Raw genomic sequence first — 19,260 nt, forward strand, 5'->3', positions numbered from 1 at the left:
ATGTCACGCTTCAGCATGCCCGTATCGCGGGCTGTCATCATCTTTCATATCGTGGTGGGCACGCTTCTCGTCGCTGGCGCGGGGCTTGGGATGTTCATCCAGCTCAACAGCGTTGTTGCGTCGTTTCAGGAAGAATTGCTGTCGCGTCAATTGCGCGGAGCAAGGCAGGCCATAGAGTCGTTTCTCGAATACAACAGTTTCGTGTTGCAGGATCATGCGGCTTTTTCCGTGATTCGACAGGGCGTTATGCAACCAGACACGTCGCGCACGATTCTTGTTGACTTCATGGGCGGGCTGTCACTGTTCGGCGAACGTCCGCAATTCGTCCTGCTCGATTTCCGCCGCCGTATCATTCACGCCACCCGTGAAACACCGCTGTTCGACTATTCATCCATCCCCGAGCTTGAGCCGTTGATGTCTGGCGACGCCGACCGTGTCTATTCCGTTTCCCGCAAGGACGGTAGGGCCTATTGGCGGATTGCCGTTCCCGTTCGCTACAACGTGGGGGTGGAGGGTGTGCTGGTGGCGGAATTGCCGGTGGAAAGCCTCGACCGCCGCGGAAATGTCTCGTCACTGTTCGATGATGGCGGGTTTGACGTCATCGTGGATGGGGAACGGGTTGCCACCTTCGGGGACACGGCATCCGGCGCGACGCAGGAGCAGTCGCTTGCGGGAATGAACGTGGTACTGCGTTTCCATTGGGATAGGGAGGCGCAGGAGAGGGGGCGGTGGCGGCTTCTGATGCGCATGACCCTTGGAGTGGTCGTGCTGACGGCCTTTCTGCTTTTGCCTGTTATGTATGCCATGCGGGGGCTTTTTGCCGGACCGCTGACCCGTTTGCGTCGTGCGGCGCATGATGTGGCTGAAGGCGTGCCGGGAGTCGAAACGCCGGATGTGCAGTTCATCGAGGAGCTGGCGCTGCTTTCGCGCGATTTCAACGTGATGGCCCGTCGGGTGGCCGGTCGCGAGAAGGCGTTGCAGCAGGCGAGCGAGGAACTGGAGCTGCACGTTCTGGAGCGGACGCGGGAGTTGCATGCCGCCCTTGAGGCGGTGAGCGAACGCGAGTCCGTGGTCCGGGCGATGAACGAGTCGTCTCACGATGCGATAGTGATGATGGACTCCGACGGAAAGGTGATTTTTTGGAATAACGCTGCGGAGGCGATGTTCGGCTATACGGCTGACGAGGCGATCGGCAGCGATGCTCATGCCCTGATGGCACCGGAGGAGGTCCGTCATGAGGCGGCGCGTGGCCTTGCGCAGTTCGCCCGTAGCGGCAGCGGTCCTGTTGTGGGTAGCGTCATGGACTTCGAGGCGATTCGCAAGGATGGTTCGCGATTTCTGGTTGAGCGCGCGGTATCGTCCTTCGAGCATCAGGGGCGCTGGTTCGCGGTGGGGTCCATACGTGACATTACCGAGCGCAAGCGCACCGAGGAAGAATTGCAAAAACTGTCGCTGGTGGCACGGTATACGGACAGCGCGGTCATCATAACCGATGGGAACAGTCGGACGCAGTGGGTGAACGAGGCGTTCACGCGCATTACCGGATACACGTTTGAGGACATGCGTGGTCGCACTCCCGGTTCCGTGTTGCAGGGACCAGACACCGATCCCGCCACGCTCCGCTTCATGTCCGCGCGGTTGCGCATGGGCGAGGGGTTCCGTACGGAACTGCTCAATTACGCCAAGGACGGGCGGGAATTCTGGCTGGCGCTCGACGTGCAGCCCGTGCGGGACGAGGATGGGACGCTGACGCACTTCATCGCCGTGGAACACGACATCACCGCGCGCAGAGAAATGGAGGCCGAACTGCTCCGTGCGAGGGAGGCGGCCGACCAAGCCAACAGGGCCAAGAGCGATTTTCTCGCCCGTATGAGCCACGAAATCCGCACCCCCATGAATGCGGTCATCGGACTCGGCCATCTGGTGCTCAAGACGGAACTCACGCCGCGCCAGCGGGACTACATCCAGAAGATGCACATGGCGTCGGTGTCGCTACTTGGGATCATCAACGACATTTTGGATTTTTCCAAAATTGAGGCCGGGCGGCTGGAGCTGGAGACCGTGCCCTTCGGCATCGAAGCGGTCTTGTCCGAGGTGACATCCCTCATGAGTATGAGCGTGGAGGAGAAGGGGCTACACCTTGATGTGGAGGTCGCTCCGGACGTGCCGCGCGGGGTGCGGGGCGATCCTCTTCGGTTGCGGCAGGTGTTAACAAATCTGGTGAGCAACGCCGTGAAGTTCACCGAAAGTGGCCGGGTGATGCTCTCCGTGCGCCGGGACGAGGCCGCCGATGCGGCGGAGAATGGCGTGGTGCTGTGTTTTACAGTGACCGATACCGGCATAGGCATGACTGGGGAACAGCGATCGCGGCTTTTCTCGTCCTTTGGACAGGCGGAAGACTCCACGGCGCGTCGGTTTGGCGGATCCGGACTTGGCTTGGTCATCAGCAAGCGGCTCGTGGAGATGATGGGCGGGGAAATTCGTGTTGAAAGCGCGCCGGGGGAAGGAAGCACCTTCGCCTTCACTATTCCGTTCGTGGTGGATGACAGCGCCGTGCGCGGATTGCCGAGCATGGTCGATCTGCGTGGCCGACGAGCGCTGGTGGTGGATGACAGTTCCACCTCGCGCGAGATCGTGCAGGCCATGCTTCTGAATCTGGGACTGGAGGTCGAAACGGCGTCGTCCGGGCGTGCCGGCCTCGACATGCTACGCAAGCCGACGTCCATGGGCAGGCATTTCGAGATGGTGATCATCGACTGGCGAATGGCTGGGATGGATGGCATCGCCACGGCCAGAATCATCCACGAGGACCCTGCCATCATGCCGAAGCCGATAGTGTTGCTGCTGACCGCGCATGGGCGGGAGGAGGCCATGCGCCGCGCGGCGGGGGCGGGCATTTCGGGATATTTGAACAAGCCCGCCAGCCAGTCCACGTTGGCGGACGCGCTAGTTGGAGCTTTGGGGGGCGGCATCGCGCCTGTCCCCGAGGAAGAGGTCCCGAGTGACAACGAGCCTGAACCGCAAGCGGAGCCAGCCGCGTTTTCGTCAGCGCCGACCGCAAGCGGTGGGCCGCGTGTTTTGCTGGTGGAGGACAACAGCATAAATCAGCAGGTCGCGCGGGAAATTCTCGCCGACGCCGGGTACGAGGTCGATATCGCTGCCAACGGCGCGCAGGGCGTGGCCGCCGTGGAGGCGAAGGTCTACGATGCGGTGCTCATGGACATTCAGATGCCGGAGATGGACGGCTACGAGGCGACGCGTCGCCTCCGTGCCGAGGAGCGCTTCGCCGATTTGCCGATCATCGCCATGACGGCGCACGCCATGGCGGGCGACCGCGAGCGATGCTTTCAGGCAGGCATGAACGAACATGTGCCGAAGCCCATAGATCCCGACGTGCTGCTGTCCGTGCTCGCTCGGCTGGTTCGCGGCGGGCCGCCCGTCGCACGGGTGAAGGACGCCACGCAGGTCGTTACGGAGCAGGGGGGCGCAGGATTGCCGGACAGCCTGCCGGGCATCGACATCGTGGGCGGACTGGGCAAGGTGGGCGGCAAGGTTCAGCTTTTCAGAAATCTTCTGGGCGAATTCGACGTTCAGTACCGGGACGCGTCGGCCGAGCTAGCGCGCCTTCTCACCGAGGGCGAGCGCGAGACGGCCCGGCGGCTGGTCCATACGATCAAGGGCGTGTCGGGCAACCTTGGCATGCGCGATCTGCATGCGGCGGCGGAGGCCGTGGAGCGCACTATCGCGTCCGGGGCGGAGGAATTGCCCCCCGTGGTCTTTTCCTCCTTCGTGCGCGCGCTGGAGATGGTTCTTTCGGGGATTGGCATGCTCCCGGTGCAAACGGGCCAGCCGGAAGCTTCTTCGCGTGAGGTGGGACCGCTTGACGCGCAGGAGGTGCGCAAGGCGATGGACGATCTGCGCGAACAGCTTGCGCGGCACAGCTTCGGGGCCGGGGCCGCCTACGAGCGGCTCGCGGACATGGTTCTGGGGCACGGGGACGCAGCCGCGCTCAGTGCGCTGGACGCCGCCATTCGGGCCTTCGATCATTCCGCCGCCGAAGCCGCGCTTGAGCGCGTGGCGCAATCGCTGCATGTGGAATCATAGCGTTCGTGGGGGGATTCGGAGGTGCAGTCATGGTCGTAGTGAAGGGGGAGGGCGTCCGGGAGGCGTATCGGGCGGAGATCGTCGCCGTCATCGCGCGGTGGCTTTGCGAGGGGCATGGTCTGGGGACGGAAGGTGTTCGTTATGCCGAGCGGACCCTTGGCGACTGCGACGGTGCAACGCTGGCCGGGGTGCTGGCGGAGCCGGAGCATCCGGAGCATGCGCCGCTGGCGGAACTGCTGGTGTATCCTGACAACGCTCTCTGTAACGCGTTGGAGCCGCTTTTGTGCCGTGTGGAGCCTGGCGCGGAGGACGTCGCGCCGCTCGCTGCGGACCTGCTGGCCGCAGCGCCTTCACCCGTGGTCACCTGCGGGGATGGGCAGCGGCTGCATGTGCCATTCGATGTTGCCGCCGCACGTCTGCTCGTGAAGCGTTTGCATATTGACCGGACCGCGCCGTCGGTGGTTCGTGCGGCCATCCGGGAGCGCTTCGGCGAGGGCGAGGACGCCGTGGAGCTGCTGGTCACGCTTCGCCATGCGCGGCTTGCGTGGCATGAACCGCATGCCGCTTTCGTTGCGGACGTGGTTGCGCTGGTGGAGGGCGATGTCCGGCGCATGGGCGATGCTCTGCGCTGGACGGCAGCTTTTTTGGAGGATGTGCCGCCCGACGGTGATCTGGCCGGAGCGTTGGCGACGCGTTACGAGCGTGCGCGGGGTGCGCTCACTCGCAGTGATCGTTTTCGGGACACGCTGGCCCGGAGCAATTACGAGACGATGGTCATGCGCGGGATGCGCGAGCCGCATTTCGAGCCGGAAGCGCTCCGGCGGGACATGGAGTTGGCGAACGCGTTGTCGCTTGCGGTGTTCGGGATGCCCGCCGCAGTGGACGCCATGTTTCCCGAGACCGACCTTGGCAGTTTCGAGGGCGAATCCGGCCTTCGTCGCCTCATCGGGTTGATGGAGGAGTGAGTGGCGGCGCGTCCTTGTCGTCAGCTTTGACGAGCGCGTCGCTGATGACCTGCTTCAGCGTGGCCGGCAAGATGGGCTTGCTGATGTAGCCGTCCATCCCGGATTCCAGCAGCCATTGCCTGTCCCCTTCCATGACGTGACCCGTCAGGGCGACGATGGGCGTCCTTTTCCCGCTGCGTTCCGTTTTGCGCAGGGCCTGCGTGGCCTCCACACCGTCCATGTCCGGCATCTGGACATCCATCAGAACAAGATCGAATTCCGCTTTCGCAAACGCCTCCAGCGCCTCATGCCCGTTGGCGACGATGGTTACCCTGTGCCCGAAGCTTTCGAGCATGCTGCGGGCCACGTTCTGGTTGATGGGCGAGTCCTCGGCCAGCAGGATGCTAAGTGGCGGCAGGGAAAGCTTTTGCTCGTGGGGGATGTCGTTTGCGCATTTTACGCACGCCGCCTCCTGCGGTGTGATGAGCCCCACGCTTGCTGCTATGGCGCAAACGAGTTCCGTTTCCGAAATCGGCTTGGCGAGGCACAGGAACCCTCTTTCCCGAGCGGTGGAGCAGATGCCCGGATGCCCATTGGGGTTAAGCAGAATGATCGGTAGCGCGGGGATGCCGCTTGAGGTGCGGGCGTCCTCCGCGCAGACGAACGTGTCGATTTCGGGTGGCTTGTGCTCCACGACGAGAACGGCCCGTTCGGCGCGGGACAGTTCTCCCAATGCGTCGCGGGCCTGTTCCCAAGTTTCGGCGGTCAGTACACGCATTCCCCAGAGCGAGAGGGTTTCGCGCATGACACGCGAACAGGCAGGACTGTGGTTCACGACGAGAGCCGTGGTGCCAAGGAGCTTCAGCGGATCGGGGAGGCTGATCGTGTCCTGCGGTTCCGCGTCATCCAACTCCATGAGGACATGGAAGTAGAACGTGCTTCCCTTGCCGGGGATGCTGCGCACACCTATGTCGCCGCCCATGAGCCGGGCCAGTTGGGCCGATATCGACAGCCCGAGGCCTGATCCGCCGTATTTCCGCGATGTGGAGGTCGTCTCCTGCACGAAGGATTCGAAGATGCTGGCCGTGCGCTCGGGCTGTATCCCGATGCCCGTGTCGGAGACCGCTAGATCCAGCCGAACCTTGCCGTCGTCGATGCCGTGGCGCGCATGCACGACGATTTCCCCATGTGCGGTGAACTTGAGGGCGTTGTTCAGCAGATTGATCAGAATCTGCCGCAGACGGGAGTCGTCGCCGATGAGGGCGTCGGGCGCGTCGTGGTCCACGTCGAGCACGAGGTTGAGCCCCTTGGTCGCCGCAAGCGGGGAGACGAGGCGGACGACATCCGCCAGACAGCGGCGCAGGCTGAACGGTTGCGGGTCAAGCCGCAGCTTTCCTGCCTCGATGCGCGAGAAGTCGAGAAGGTCGTCGAGCATGGTCAGGAGCGCCGAACCGGAGTCGCGGATGGTCTGGGCGAATTCGCGCTGGCGCGATGACAGTTGCGTTTGCAGCAGCATTTCCGCCATGCCGATGATGCCATTCATGGGCGTGCGGATTTCGTGGCTCGTGTTGGCGAGGAAGATGCTCTTGGCCTTGCTCGCTTCGCCAGCGGTCCGTTCGGCCTGCTTGAGTGTCGTGATGTCCGTGTGGGTGCCGATGGCGCGCAGTGGGCGGTCATTTTCGTCGCGCGCGACGATCCGCCCGCGTGAGAGTATCCAGCGATAGGTGCCGAGACTCGTGCGCATGCGGAATTCCTGCGTCCAGAATCCCTGCCGCACATCCATGAGCTGCTTGATGTGTTCGTCGATATCCACCCTGTCGTCCGGGTGGACCAGTTCCTGCCATGTTTCCGGACGTCCCTGAAGGGCGCCGGGACCGAAGCCGAGCATCCTGAACCATCCGGGGCTGAAGTAGACCTTTCCCGACGGGATGTCCCAGTCCCATATGCCGTCCATGTTGGCGTCCATGGCCAGCGCGAAGCGTTCCTCGCTTTCGCGCAGCGCCTGTTCGGCCAGTTTTCTGTCCGTGATGTCGGTGTGGGTGCCCATGACGCGTTTCGGTTTGCCCGCGTGGTCATGGGCGACCACCAGCCCCTTTGCCAGAAGCCAATGCAGCCTGCCGCGCACGTCGAGCATGGGCAGTTCGAGCTCGAAGCCCTGCGGCTTTTCGGCGGTTAGTTGTTGCAGGCGTTCGGATATGGCCTGACGGTCCCTGGGAAGGATGTGGCTCTCCCAGTCCTCCATGGTGCGGGGTCCGTCGTGCGCGTCGAGGCCGAGCATCCGCATGGAACTGGAGCTGAAGTAGGCCTGATCGGTCGTGATGTTCCAGTCCCATACGCCGTCCGACGTTGCGCGGGCGGCGATGTTGTAGCGCTGTTCGCTTTCCTTGCGGGCCTGCTGTTCCTTCAGTTGGAGCGCGTAGCGTTCGATGAGCAGCGCGAGCCGTTCGAGAAGCTCCGCGTCGGACTGCGTCCACGGCGCGGGTATGGCCGCGCTGTCGGCGCAGAGGAATCCCGTGGTGCGCGTTCCGTCGCGCAGGGGAATGGCGAGGAGGGAGGCCGTTTGCCAGTTGGGCGGAAGGACGTGGTTCGCGAATGGCGCGGTCGGCGAGGGGAGAGAGAGCTTCCCGCCCGCGATGAGCGGGGCTGTGAACGCGGTGTGCTGCGCGGTTTTCACTTCTCTTAGGACGGGGGTCAGTGCTGTGACACCTGGGGCGAGCCATTCCGAAGTCACCGTGAATTCCTCGTGATCCGGGGAGAATGAGCACAGCACGATTCGGTCGGCCTGCAGATGGGTGCCGACGCGTTCGAGCGCGTGGGCGCAGGCTTTCGGATATGGTTCGGTGAGGAAGGTCTGGGAGAGGTCTCCGAAGACCTGATCGCGAATGCTCGTTCGTTCAAGCTGACGTTCGGTCTGTTTTCTGCGCAGGCGCTCGTGCGAGAGCGTCAGCCATGGCCACAGCGCCACGGCTGGGATGGCAATGCAGATGATCGCGAGAAACAGGATGAGGTAGGTCATCGTCTTCCTTTCGGTTTGGGCACAGTACCGGGTCATTCTACCGGAATGGGGGAAGGAAAGACAAGGGCGCTTCGTGGTTGATGGCAAAATAGCCTTGGAGGGAGCGACGAATCGGGAGAATCGGCTTGCGATTTTTCTGCCGGGTGCGATACTGGGCAGTATCGGTAACTGTCTTTCCACCGTCGATCGGTGGAGTCGGAGGCCTGCCCCCGTGCGGGGCGGACCGTTTGGTTTGCAGGAGCGCCAGCATGGAGGAGCCACGACTGTGAGGATTCTCATTGCCGAGGACGAGAAGATCCCCCGCAACGTCCTGCGGCATACGCTCAATTCGTGGGGACATGAGGTCGTCGAGGCCGCCGACGGGCGCGAGGCCTACGACGTGTTCCGAGGGACCGCCAAAGGTGTGGACATGCTCATCACCGACTGGATGATGCCGGAGATGGACGGTCTGGAACTGGCGCGCCGCGTGCGCCGGGACGGCGGAGAGCGCCAGTATACCTACATCATTCTGCTGACGGCCAAGTCGGACATCGACGACATGGTGACGGGGTTTCGGGAGGGCGAGGTGGACGATTACGTGGTCAAGCCTTTCGTGGCCTCGGAACTTGAAGTCCGGCTTCAGGTCGGGGAGCGGCTGCTTGCGCTGGAACGACGACAGAAGGAGATCAACCGCTCCCTGTCCGAGTCTCTTGATGAATTGCACCGTACGCAGCAGAAGCTCGTTCAGTCCGAGAAGATGGCGTCGCTTGGCGGGCTGGTGGCGGGCGTCGCCCACGAGATCAACACCCCGGTGGGGCTCGGGCTTACGGCGGCATCGTTCCTTGTCCGAAAGACCGAAGAGATGCGGGGGCATCTGGAAGGAGAGACGCTGACGCGTAGTCAGTTCGAGGCTTATTTGCGCAATGTCGAGGAGGCGTCGTCGTCCATCCTCGCCAATCTGGACCGCGCGGGGGAGCTCATCCGCAGTTTCAAGAAGGTGGCCGTGGACCAGACCTCCGGCGAGAAGCGGCGCTTCGCCCTTGCCGCCTATATCCGTGGAGTGCTCGTGAGCATTGGCCACGAGTGCCGCCGAGCCGGGCATTCCATTCAAGTGGAATGTGACGAGGGTATCGAGCTGGAGAGCTATCCCGGAGCGTTTATGCAGATTCTCACGAATCTCGTCATGAATTCGCTGATGCACGGCTTCGACGGGGTCTCGGACGGCAGCATATCCATTTCCGCCCGTCGCGCGGGGGGCGATGTCGTTCTCGAATATGCCGACGATGGCGTCGGGATGGACGAGAAGACGCTCAAGAACATCTACGAGCCGTTTTTCACCACCAAGCGCGCCCGTGGCGGCACGGGGCTTGGCATGCAGATTGTCTACAATCTCGTGACCCAGACGCTCAAGGGCGACATCCGCTGCGAGAGCGCTCCCGGAAAGGGGACGCGGTTCACGATAACGGTACCCGCGTGTCTGGAGATGACGAATGAGGGATGACAGGCTTCTTTTCCCCGGCGGGCAGGGGGGCGAACCATTGGTCTTCGCCCGCGAGGATGATGCGGCCGTCGCCGACCGGGAGCGGTGGAAGCTGCTGGTCGTGGACGACGAGCGTGAGGTCCATGCGCTGACGCGGCTGGTGCTCGGCGATTTCCTGTTCGATGGCGTGGGGCTTGAATTCCTGCATGCCTATTCTGCGGCCGAGGCGCGCGGGGTGCTCGAACAGAATGGCGACGTGGCCGTTATCCTGCTCGACGTGGTGATGGAGACCCCGGACGCCGGACTGGTGCTGACGCAGTGGATACGCGAGGAGCTGGGCAATCCCTTCGTGCGCATCGTGCTGCGGACCGGGCAGCCCGGCGAGGCCCCGGAGAAGCGAGTGCTCCTCGAATACGAGATCAACGACTACAAGTACAAGACGGAACTGACCGACGAACGCCTCTTCGCGTCTCTGACCACGGCGGTGCGCTCGTATCGGCATCTGCGTGAATTGGAGCGGAGCAGAGCGGAGCTGGAGGTCGAGCGCGATAGGGCCGAGTCCGCCCGTCTGGCTCGCGACCAGTTCCTCGCGAACATGAGTCACGAATTGCGCACGCCTTTGAACGGCATCCTCGGGCTGACGAATCTCCTTATGGAAAAGATGGTGGCGGGCGAGGACATGGAATACTGCCGGATGATCCGCAAGTCCGGCGAGGGCCTGTTGGCCATTCTCAATAACGCCCTTGAGATGTCGAGCATCCGCGAGGGGACGTTGGTCCTTGAGGAGCGCCCGTTCCGCTTGCGCACCGAGATAGCGCGAACCATGGACGTGATGCAGATTCAGGCGGGCTGGAAGAGCCTCGAACTGCACTGGAATGTCGATCCGAGGGTTCCCGAGCGCCTTATCGGCGATGCTGCGCGACTCAGGCAGATTCTCGTCAACATGCTCGTCAACGCCATCCGGTTCACGGAGCGCGGTGCGGTGACGCTGTCGGTTTTCCTGCTGGACGAGAATTTCGCGGCGACCATCGGCGACAGGACGCCATCCCCTCGCGATGAGGACGAGATAGCCCTGTTTTTCGTGGTCAGCGATACGGGGATAGGGATTCCGGCTGACAGGCTCGAATCTATCTTCGAGCCGTTCTCCCTCGGGGAGGATTACATGACCAAGAGGCTGTCGGGCGCTGGATTGGGACTGGCCATTTCCCGCGACATCATCCAGCGCATGAACGGGTGCATCTGGGTCGAGAGCGAACCCACGGAAGGCAGTCAGTTCTATTTTTCCCTGTGCTTCAGGGTAGCGGAACCGATGGCCGGGTGATGGGGTGATGGGAATGCGCGACAAAAATCGAAATATGGTGTTTGCAGCCGAGAAGGCGGCCGCGACGAGCGACGATCCGCTGTGGAAGCTCATGATTGTCGATGACGAGGAAGAAGTGCATCGCGTCACGCGCATGGTGGTGCGGGATTTCTCCTTCGAGGGTCGAGGGTTCGAGTGCTTGAGCGCATACTCCGCCGCACAGGCGCGCGAGCTCATCAGGGAGCATCCGGATACCGCGGTCATCCTGCTCGACGTGGTCATGGAAACCAATCAGGCCGGGCTGGAGTTCGTCCGCTTCATTCGCGAGGAGGTCAGGGATAGGCGCGTACGGATCATTCTGCGCACCGGACAGCCCGGCCATGCGCCGGAGCGCGAGGTGGTCGATCAGTATGACATCAACGACTACAAGCAGAAGACGGAACTGACCGCGGAGCGGCTCTACACCACGATCATCGGGGCCGTGCGTTCCTACAAGGACCTCGTGACCATCGAACGGAGCATGCGCGGGCTGGAGCGAGTGATCGCATCGTCCGGGCGGCTACTCATGCAGCGCGACGCCGAGGAGTTCTGCCGCGAGTGGCTGGAGGAATTTCGAGGTCTTGTCCGGCAGGAGTGCAACACAGGGCGGGAGTGCACGGCATCGGGCTTTGCCGCGTCCGGTTCGGGAGAGAACATGAGCGTTGTCGCCGGGATCGGCGGCTATGAGCGGATGCTCGGCGCATCCGTGGGAGAGGCAGCGCCGGAGGCCATGCCCATGCTGGCCGGGGCGGAGGGCAATGGCGGCTGGTTCTGCGAAGGAAACGCCTTTGCCGCGCGTTTTACCGGCAAGAGCGACACAGCAAACTACATCTACCTACGCTGCTGTCGCCCCCTCGAAGCGCTCGAAGACAGGCTCCTGCGGATTCTTGGGGCCAACGCGGGCACCGCGCTCGACAATATCCTGCTCAATCGCGAGATCATCAGCACCCAGAAGGAACTCATCTTCACCCTTGGCGACGTGGTGGAGAGCCGTTCCCACGAGACGGCGAATCATGTTCGCCGGGTGGCCGAGTATTCGCGTTTTCTGGCGCTGGCCTATGGACTCGATGAGAAGGAGGCCGAACTCCTGCGGCTCGCCTCGCCCATGCACGACGTCGGCAAGATCGGGATTCCGGATGCGATACTGCTCAAGCCGGGCCGACTGACCACGGAGGAGTTCGAGGTCATGAAGAGCCATACCGTGCTCGGCTATCAGATACTTCGCAGTTCGAGCCGCAAGATCATCCGTTCGGCGGCCGTGGTGGCTTTGCAGCATCATGAGCGCTGGGACGGGAAGGGATATCCCGAAGGACTCAAGGGGGAGGACATACACGTCTTCGGGCGCATCACGGCCATAACCGACGTGTTCGACGCTCTTGCCACGCCGCGCGTGTACAAGGCGGCATGGGATCTGGAACGCATCGTGGAGCTTGTGCGTCACGAGCGGGGTGGGCTTTTCGAACCTGCGTTGGCGGATCTGCTGCTGGGGAATCTGGATGACATCCTCAAGATTCGAGACGCCTATCCGGACGAGGGATAGGAACCGCCCGCAGTCCACCCGCGGCGTCTGCCGCGTGGCGGGACATTCGCTATGCCGCATCGCACTGGCGCTCGGCTGTCTTGTCCTCGTGTGCGGGATTCTCGGTTCCGGGCGGGTGTGTGCCGCACCCGACGATGTCGGCCCGCCGGTGCGGCTGGCGTTCATGGAAGCTCGTCCCTACTATTTTCTGGGGGCGCGGGGCGAGGCGCGAGGCATTCTCGTCGATCTGTGGAAAATGGCCTCGGCCCGCAGCGGCCATGATGTCCGTTTCGAGATCGCGCCCATGAGTGAAGCCCTGAGGATGGTCGCCGAGGGCGAGGCGGACGTGCTGCCAGCCGTCGCGCGGACGCCATCGCGCGAAAGGTTGTTCGATTTCACCAGTCCCTTCGCCTCCATACGTATGTATGTCTATTCGCGCCCGGAGGTCTTTCCCGATGGCGCCCCCCAAACCATTGCCGAACTTGCCGGACATGATTTCGGCGTCGTCGCAGGAAATTTCGATTACGAGATGGCCGCTGATGCGGGAATGCTCGATGGTGCGACCATTTTCCCGACCTATGGGGAACTGTGTCTAGCATTGGCTCATGGCCGGGTCAGCGCCGCAGTCATGCCCGAGGCTCTGGCCTCCGTGTATTTGGCGTACGCCGGGGCCGGGGCGCAGGTGACGCTGTCGGATAATCCCGCGCTGACGGTCGAGGTGTGCGCCGCTGTGCACAAGGGAAACCGAAGGCTGCTCGAAACGGTGCAGGCCACCCTCGGTGGCGTTTCCGAGGAGGAACTTGCCGCCGTGTTTCGGGACTGGATGGGGGCCGCGCCGTTGGAGAAGCCCGAATCCGGGCAGTTCGACGAACTCGGGGGCGTGCGTGTGGCCTTGCCACGTGATTTGCCGCCATATTCCGTCGCGCGGGCGGGGGACAGGATGCGGGGGCTGCTGCCCGATCTGTGGCAGGCCTGGAGCGGTCACACGGGCGTTCGTGTGACCTTCGTGCCCGCCGACAGGGATGGCAGGGAGCTGGTCCTTGCCGATCAGGCCGACATTGCGCATGACTTCTCGGCGTCGGATGGTACCGTGCCCGGAATGGAGAGCCTCGCTCTGCCAATCGACAATACGACGAGTCTGTTCTTCAGCGCGCGGCTGTATGGTGTGAAGACTCCCGCCGATCTGCATGGTTTCGAGCTTGGCGCGTCGTGGCCCGTGGGGGGGAGCGTTCCGGGGCTTCAGGACGGCGGCGCGGTGGCCGTGCGTACCTTCGAGACGGTGGACGGGCTGTTTGGTGCCGTAGCATCCGGCAAGGTGCTGGCTTTTGTCCATCCCACACAGCCCGCGTTGAGCGCCCTGCGCAGTCGCGGCATTCTCGATGCGTTTCGCTATCACGCGGACCGTCCCTTGAAACGTAGCGCCTTGAAGGCGCTGGTTCGAAGCGACGACGCCCTGCTGTTGCGGGCCGTGCGCGAGGGGATGCTCGCCATCGGCGAGGATGAATTACGTAGCCTGCAACACCGCTGGAATCCGTTGCGCGAGGAGCATCGTGGACGCTCCCTCGTCGTTGCCATGAACAGGGACGATCCGCCGTGGAGTTTCGCCACGGAGGACGGGCGTGCCGCAGGCCTGTTCGCGGATATTTGGCGTCTGTGGTCTGAGCGGACGGGAAGGGGCGTGTCGTTTCTCTTGAACGACGAGACTGGCGCGGTGCGCGATGTCCAGTCCGGCATCGCGGATTTGCATGCGGGCCTTGTGTCGCGGCCCGATGTCGCCTGGAAGCTCGACTTCGCCGGGCCCGTGTACGGCGAGGAGTGGGCTGTCTTCTATAGGAGCGACAGGTTCCGACCTCACGGTCTCGACGATTTTCTTGGCGCGGCCATAGCCGTTCCCGAGGGGAGCGCAGCGGCGCGGAGTCTGGAATGGGAGGCTCCCTACATTCGGCAGATTCCCTTCGCGAACGTGCGGCAGGCCGTGGTCGCCGTGGAGGAGAACGGGCTGGACGGGTTTCTCGCGCCGACGGTCGCCGCGCGCGCCATTCTGCGGGAGGCGGGCCTTGAGGCCCTGTTCGCCAAGCTCACCACGTGGCGACATGTGGAGGATGTGCGACCGGGCGTGGTCAAGGGCGCATCGGAACTGGTGGCCACGATCAACGACGGCTTCGAGTCGATTCGGCGCGATGAGCTGCTGGAGCTTGAAAAGCGCTGGATCAGCAATCCGGACGACTTCCGGTTCCGTGCGCAGCCGCAGGAACTGCGCCTGAGCGCGTGGGAACGTGGCTGGCTGTCGCGGCATCCCTCCGTGACGCTTGGTATCCCGGCCCATTTCCCGCCGTATTCCTTCGTGGATGACAAGGGCGAGCCAGCCGGAATCGCTGTGGACTTCCTGCGCAGTGTTGGCGAACGCGTGGGGCTGGGCGTTCGGCTGGTGCCCGTGGATGGGTGGGGCAGGCTTGTCGAGCAGGTCGGCAGCGGAGTCCTGGACGGCATAGGCTGCGAGGTGCCAACCCATGAACGCAGCTCCATGCTGATCTTTTCCGGGGCGTACTACGAAACGCCGTGGGTCATCGTGGCCCGTAGCGAGGACGGCATTTACTCCGGCATCGAGGACCTTCTCGGCAAGCGTGTCGTTTCGCTGGCAGATGACGCGGCGTACGGCATCCTGAGCCGTTATCCGGACATAGATCTGACGAGCGTGGACAAGCTGGAGGATATGTGGTCCGCCGTGTCCATGGGTGGGGCGGATGCCTGCCTGAGCAATTTCGCCACTGCGAGCTATTCCATTCCCCGGCAGGGCATAGCCAATCTGCGTGTCGCCTGCGTGCTGCGCAACGAATTGCGTCTCGCGGTGGGCGTGCGTCGGGATTGGCCGGAATTGGCAGGCATTCTGGACAAGGGTCTGCGCGCCGTGCCGCCCGCCGAGCGTGATCGCATCCTGCGGCGCTGGGTGGGGGTGCGTGTGGAGGCCGGGCTGGATTCCGGACGGGTGTGGATAGTGGGCATGCAGATGGGGGCGGTGGTCCTGCTGGTCTTCTTCGTCATTGCCTACTGGAATCGCCGTCTCGCGTCCGAGGTGCGGGTGCGCATGCGCGCCGAGGAGGAACTGGCGCGCAGCCACAGCTTTTTGCAGAATCTCATAGATTGCCTGCCGACGCCCGTCTTCCTCAAGAACGCCTCCGGTCGTTACGTGACCGTGAACGAGGCTTTTCTTACGCTTTTCGACAAGCGGGAATCTGAGGTGCTGGGGCGCAGCGAAAAGGAATGCCTGCCGCCTACGCTGGCCGAGAGCGGGATTCGTGCGGACGATTCCCTCGCCGCGACGCGCGAGCGCATCCTCGAATACGAGGCCGCTTTCGAAGACGCAAAGGGCGGACGGCACGACTACATCGTGTCGCGTTCCCTTGTCGGTTCCCTGGATGGCGAGGGCGGCGTGGTGGGCGTGATGCTCGACATCTCCGACCGCAAGCGCGTCGAGATGGCGCTTTTCGAGAGCGAGCAGCGCTTTCTGCTGGCCATGAAGGCCACGTCCGACGGGCTGTGGGATTGGCGCATCGGTCAGCGGGAGATGTATTTCAGTCCGGGCTTCCTCTCCATGTTCGGCTACGCGGAGAATGACCTGCCGCATACGGCGGAGACGTGGGCGCGCCTTGTGCATCCAGAGGATCGCGAGCGTGTGCAGGAACTTTACCGACGGCATATCGAAAACGTTGAGATGTTCCGCATGGACTACCGGATGGTGCATCGCGACGGCTCCACGGTGTGGGTGATGGCGCGGGCCTTCATTCTCGACGAGGCGGGAACCGGCGTGGCCACCCGTGTGGTTGGCACCTATACGGACATCACTCTGCGCAAGGCCATTGAGGCCGAGTTGCAGGTCGCAAAGGAGGCCGCGGAGGGCGCGAACCGCGCCAAAAGTCAGTTCCTTGCCAACATGAGCCATGAGATACGCACGCCCATGAACGGCGTCATCGGCATGTCCGAACTGCTGCTCGATACCGAGCTGACCGATCGCCAGCGGGAGTATGTGAACTCCATTCTCGTTTCGGGCGAATCGCTCCTCACCGTCATCAACGATATTCTCGACTTCTCCAAGATCGAGGCGGGCAAGCTGGAGATCGACCATGTGCCCTTCAGCCTGCGCGATTCTCTTTATACCGACCTGCACGCCATTGGCGGCCGGGCGGCGGAGAAGGGGCTTGAACTGGTCATGCGCGTCGCCCCAAACGTGCCGGACCATCTGCTCGGCGACCCCAAGCGTCTGCGCCAGATCATCCTGAACCTCGTTGGCAATGCCGTGAAGTTCACCGACGTTGGCGAGATCGTCGTTCAGGTCGATTTCGGTGGATACTCCGGCGTGCGGGTGCTGCTGCGATTCTCCGTGCGGGATACGGGCATCGGCATCAATCACGAGGACCAGCGCCGCATCTTCGATCTCTTTGTGCAGGCGGACGGCACCATCACCCGGCGCTACGGCGGGACGGGGCTTGGGCTGGCCATTTCCGCGCAGCTCGTGAACCTCATGGGTGGCGAGATCGCCGTACGCAGCGAGCCGGGGCAGGGTAGCGAATTCGTTTTTGATGTCCTGCTTGAGGAATCGCCAACGCCGGTCGCTCCCGCAACGGGCATCCCCGATCTGTCGGTGCTCGAAAACGTGCGGGTGCTCGTGGTGGACGATAGCGAAACGAATCGGCGCATCCTGTCCGAGAGCCTGCGTCAGTGGAAGATGACGCCGGTGGCCTCGTCCGGCGTCTCCGAAGCCATAGGGTTGATGGAGGGTGCAGTGGTGCGTGGGCGGCCCTACGCCCTTGCCATCGTCGACCGCATGATGCCCGGAGCCGACGGACTGGATTTCCTTGGCGCGGTGCGCCGTCGCAAGGAATTCGAGGGCATGAAGGTCATCATGCTCACCTCGGCCGCGACGCAGGAGGAGGAGCGCCGTGCCCGTGAGCTGGGCGCGGTGGCCTGCCTCGTCAAGCCGGTGGGGCCAGCGGAGCTCATGCGCGCGGTGGCGCTCGCCGTGGGCAGTTGGGAGAACGTGGGGATATCCGGGCAGGCGGAGCCTACCTCGCGTCATCTGAAATCACGGCGGGAACTGGAGATTCTGCTCGTGGAGGATACGGTCATCAATCAGAACGTGGCCAAGGGGATGCTTGTCTCCTTCGGGCACAGCGTCACCGTGGCCGGAAACGGTGTGGAGGCGTTGCGCCTGCTTGAGGATGGCCGTTTCGACATGGTGTTCATGGATGTGCAGATGCCGGAGATGGACGGGGTGGAGGCCACCCGCATCATCCGCGAGCGCGAGCGCACCGCTGGCGGCCATTTGCCCGTGGTGGCCATGACCGCCCACGCCATGCGCGGCGACCGCGAACGTTTCGAGGCCGCCGGAATGGACGATTTCGTGCCGAAGCCCGTGTCGCCTCGGGTCATGTTCGAGGCCGTGGAGCGCGTCGTCTCCGCGATGGCGGGCGGGTCTCAGGACGTGCCAGTGCCGGGCAATGCTCCTGCTCAGGAGGTGGACGCCATTGTGGCGTCGTCCGTGGCGAAGGCTGCGAAGCCGGACGGCGTGACGGTTGAGGCCATGACCGGTGGCGAGGCTCTCCCCACGGCGTTTGGCGTGGAGGAGGATTCGGTGCCCACATCTGCGGAGGCGTCCGCAAGCGGACCGCATCTCGACCCGCGACGCATGGCCGAAAGCTTCGGCGGCCAGCGGGACTTCATTCTCGAAAACGCGCAGATATTCATCGATGACGCTCCAGAGCGCTTCCGTCAGTTCGAGGAAGCCATTCGCGCGGCCGATGCCGAGGCGCTTGGGAAGCTGGCCCATGCCTTCAAGGGGACGATCGGCTGTTTCAGCACTGGGCGGGTGTACGAGGCGGCCCTTGGGCTCGAAAGGATAGGCCGGTCGGGCGATCTGTCCCTCGCGGGGGAGGGGGTGGCGGTCCTGCGTGAACATGTGGACGCCATGATACGGGAATTGCGGGACATATGACGAAAGGCGCGGCGACTGGCCGCGGAAAACGGTTTTTCGGTGGCAGCGCTGGGCCGAATCATGCTATTTTCAGGTGTGGGGGTAAAAGCGATGGCACAAATACTCATTGCAGAAGACGACTACGTGGCGCAGCTCACGGTTTCGAAAATGGTCAGCAAACTCGGGCATGTTCCCTTCGTTAGCCCCAATGGGAGACATGCCTACGAGGCGCTCAAGGCCGCCAACACGTTCCATCTGCTCATCACGGACATCATGATGCCCGAAATGGATGGGCAGCAGCTCATCAAGACGCTTAGGGGCGACAGCCAGTTCATGGATCTTCCGATCATCATCATGTCCGCGGTGGTCGGGGTGAAGGACATAAGCAACCTGCTGGAACTTGGTGCGACGTTCTTTTTGGCCAAGCCCATGCAGGAGCAGGAGCTGGCCCACTACATCGCGCGCTGTCTTGAGTGATTCGGCACAGGCCAAGGGGAGGACATGATGCGAGCCCTTGTGGTGGAGGACGATTTCGTATCGCGTGAGGTTTTGCGGAAGCATCTTGCGCCGTTTTTCGACGTCAACATCGTCGTCAACGGTGAGGAGGCCGTGTCGGCATTCCGCATGGCGAGCGAGGAGCGTCGGCCATACAATCTTGTTGTCATGGACATCATGATGCCTGTGCTCGACGGCTTGTCGGCCCTGAAGCGCATCCGCGAGTTCGAGGCCGAGCGCGATCTCGACCCCGTGACGGTCATCATGGCCACAGCGCTTTCGGACCCGAAGACCGTGATGCAGTCCTTCAACGGGTGTGCGGCTGCCGGGTATATCGTGAAGCCATACGATGGCGAGAAGATTCGCGATCAACTCGTGCGCGCGGGGTTCATCTTCGAGTGAGAGGCCGGAGGCTG

At 63.2% G+C, this 19,260-nt stretch carries 9 protein-coding genes; 8 read left to right on the forward strand and 1 reads right to left on the reverse strand.

Annotated elements, in window-relative coordinates:
• Both GGQ74_RS00770 and GGQ74_RS00775 read left to right on the forward strand, forming a co-directional pair.
• Positions 1-4,104 carry a response regulator gene (locus GGQ74_RS00770; RefSeq protein WP_167939646.1) on the forward strand — a complete coding sequence of 1,368 codons (4,104 nt, stop codon included), beginning with the start codon at positions 1-3 and terminating at the stop codon, positions 4,102-4,104.
• Positions 4,105-4,133: 29 nt separating this feature from the next.
• Positions 4,134-5,069: a hypothetical protein gene (locus tag GGQ74_RS00775; RefSeq protein ID WP_167939647.1), complete on the forward strand. Its 936-nt coding sequence runs from the start codon at positions 4,134-4,136 to the stop codon at positions 5,067-5,069.
• On the opposite strand, the gene GGQ74_RS00780 is transcribed toward GGQ74_RS00775, so the two are convergent.
• Positions 5,047-8,064, reverse strand: a complete 3,018-nt coding sequence (locus GGQ74_RS00780) for a PAS domain-containing protein (RefSeq protein ID WP_167939648.1) — start codon at positions 8,062-8,064, stop codon at positions 5,047-5,049. The two genes, GGQ74_RS00775 and GGQ74_RS00780, sit on opposite strands and share 23 nt — an antisense overlap.
• 265 nt (positions 8,065-8,329) lie before the next feature.
• On the opposite strand from GGQ74_RS00780, the gene GGQ74_RS00785 reads away from it, so the two are divergent.
• The 6 genes from GGQ74_RS00785 to GGQ74_RS00810 all read left to right on the forward strand — a co-directional run bounded on the left by GGQ74_RS00785 (position 8,330) and on the right by GGQ74_RS00810 (position 19,246).
• Positions 8,330-9,544 carry an ATP-binding protein gene (locus GGQ74_RS00785; protein WP_167939649.1) on the forward strand — a complete coding sequence of 405 codons (1,215 nt, stop codon included), beginning with the start codon at positions 8,330-8,332 and terminating at the stop codon, positions 9,542-9,544.
• Positions 9,534-10,844, forward strand: coding sequence for an ATP-binding protein (locus tag GGQ74_RS00790; protein WP_167939650.1), 1,311 nt, complete (start codon positions 9,534-9,536; stop codon positions 10,842-10,844). Before GGQ74_RS00785 ends, GGQ74_RS00790 begins: the two co-directional genes overlap by 11 nt.
• A gap of 13 nt (positions 10,845-10,857) precedes the next feature.
• Entirely contained in the window at positions 10,858-12,402 is a 1,545-nt protein-coding gene (locus GGQ74_RS00795) for an HD domain-containing phosphohydrolase (protein ID WP_245168053.1), read from the forward strand.
• A complete protein-coding gene (locus GGQ74_RS00800; RefSeq protein WP_167939652.1) occupies positions 12,359-18,370 on the forward strand; it encodes a transporter substrate-binding domain-containing protein in 6,012 nt (2,003 codons plus the stop codon). Before GGQ74_RS00795 ends, GGQ74_RS00800 begins: the two co-directional genes overlap by 44 nt.
• A 90-nt stretch (positions 18,371-18,460) precedes the next feature.
• Positions 18,461-18,826 (forward strand): response regulator, encoded by a 366-nt coding sequence (locus GGQ74_RS00805; protein ID WP_167939653.1) that lies wholly within the window; start codon positions 18,461-18,463, stop codon positions 18,824-18,826.
• A gap of 24 nt (positions 18,827-18,850) precedes the next feature.
• Entirely contained in the window at positions 18,851-19,246 is a 396-nt protein-coding gene (locus GGQ74_RS00810; RefSeq protein WP_342448561.1) for a response regulator, read from the forward strand.
• Positions 19,247-19,260: the final 14 nt, after the last annotated feature.

Source organism: Desulfobaculum xiamenense (genome assembly GCF_011927665.1).
Classification (GTDB): domain Bacteria; phylum Desulfobacterota; class Desulfovibrionia; order Desulfovibrionales; family Desulfovibrionaceae; genus Desulfobaculum; species Desulfobaculum xiamenense.

Coding starts and splice junctions, on each gene's coding strand:
- GGQ74_RS00770 (WP_167939646.1), top strand. CDS start 1: ATGTCACGCTTCAGCATGCCCGTATCGCGGGCTGTCATCATCTTTCAT.
- GGQ74_RS00775 (WP_167939647.1), top strand. CDS start 4,134: ATGGTCGTAGTGAAGGGGGAGGGCGTCCGGGAGGCGTATCGGGCGGAG.
- GGQ74_RS00780 (WP_167939648.1), bottom strand. CDS start 8,064: ATGACCTACCTCATCCTGTTTCTCGCGATCATCTGCATTGCCATCCCA.
- GGQ74_RS00790 (WP_167939650.1), top strand. CDS start 9,534: ATGAGGGATGACAGGCTTCTTTTCCCCGGCGGGCAGGGGGGCGAACCA.
- GGQ74_RS00795 (WP_245168053.1), top strand. CDS start 10,858: ATGCGCGACAAAAATCGAAATATGGTGTTTGCAGCCGAGAAGGCGGCC.
- GGQ74_RS00800 (WP_167939652.1), top strand. CDS start 12,359: ATGACATCCTCAAGATTCGAGACGCCTATCCGGACGAGGGATAGGAAC.
- GGQ74_RS00805 (WP_167939653.1), top strand. CDS start 18,461: ATGGCACAAATACTCATTGCAGAAGACGACTACGTGGCGCAGCTCACG.
- GGQ74_RS00810 (WP_342448561.1), top strand. CDS start 18,851: ATGATGCGAGCCCTTGTGGTGGAGGACGATTTCGTATCGCGTGAGGTT.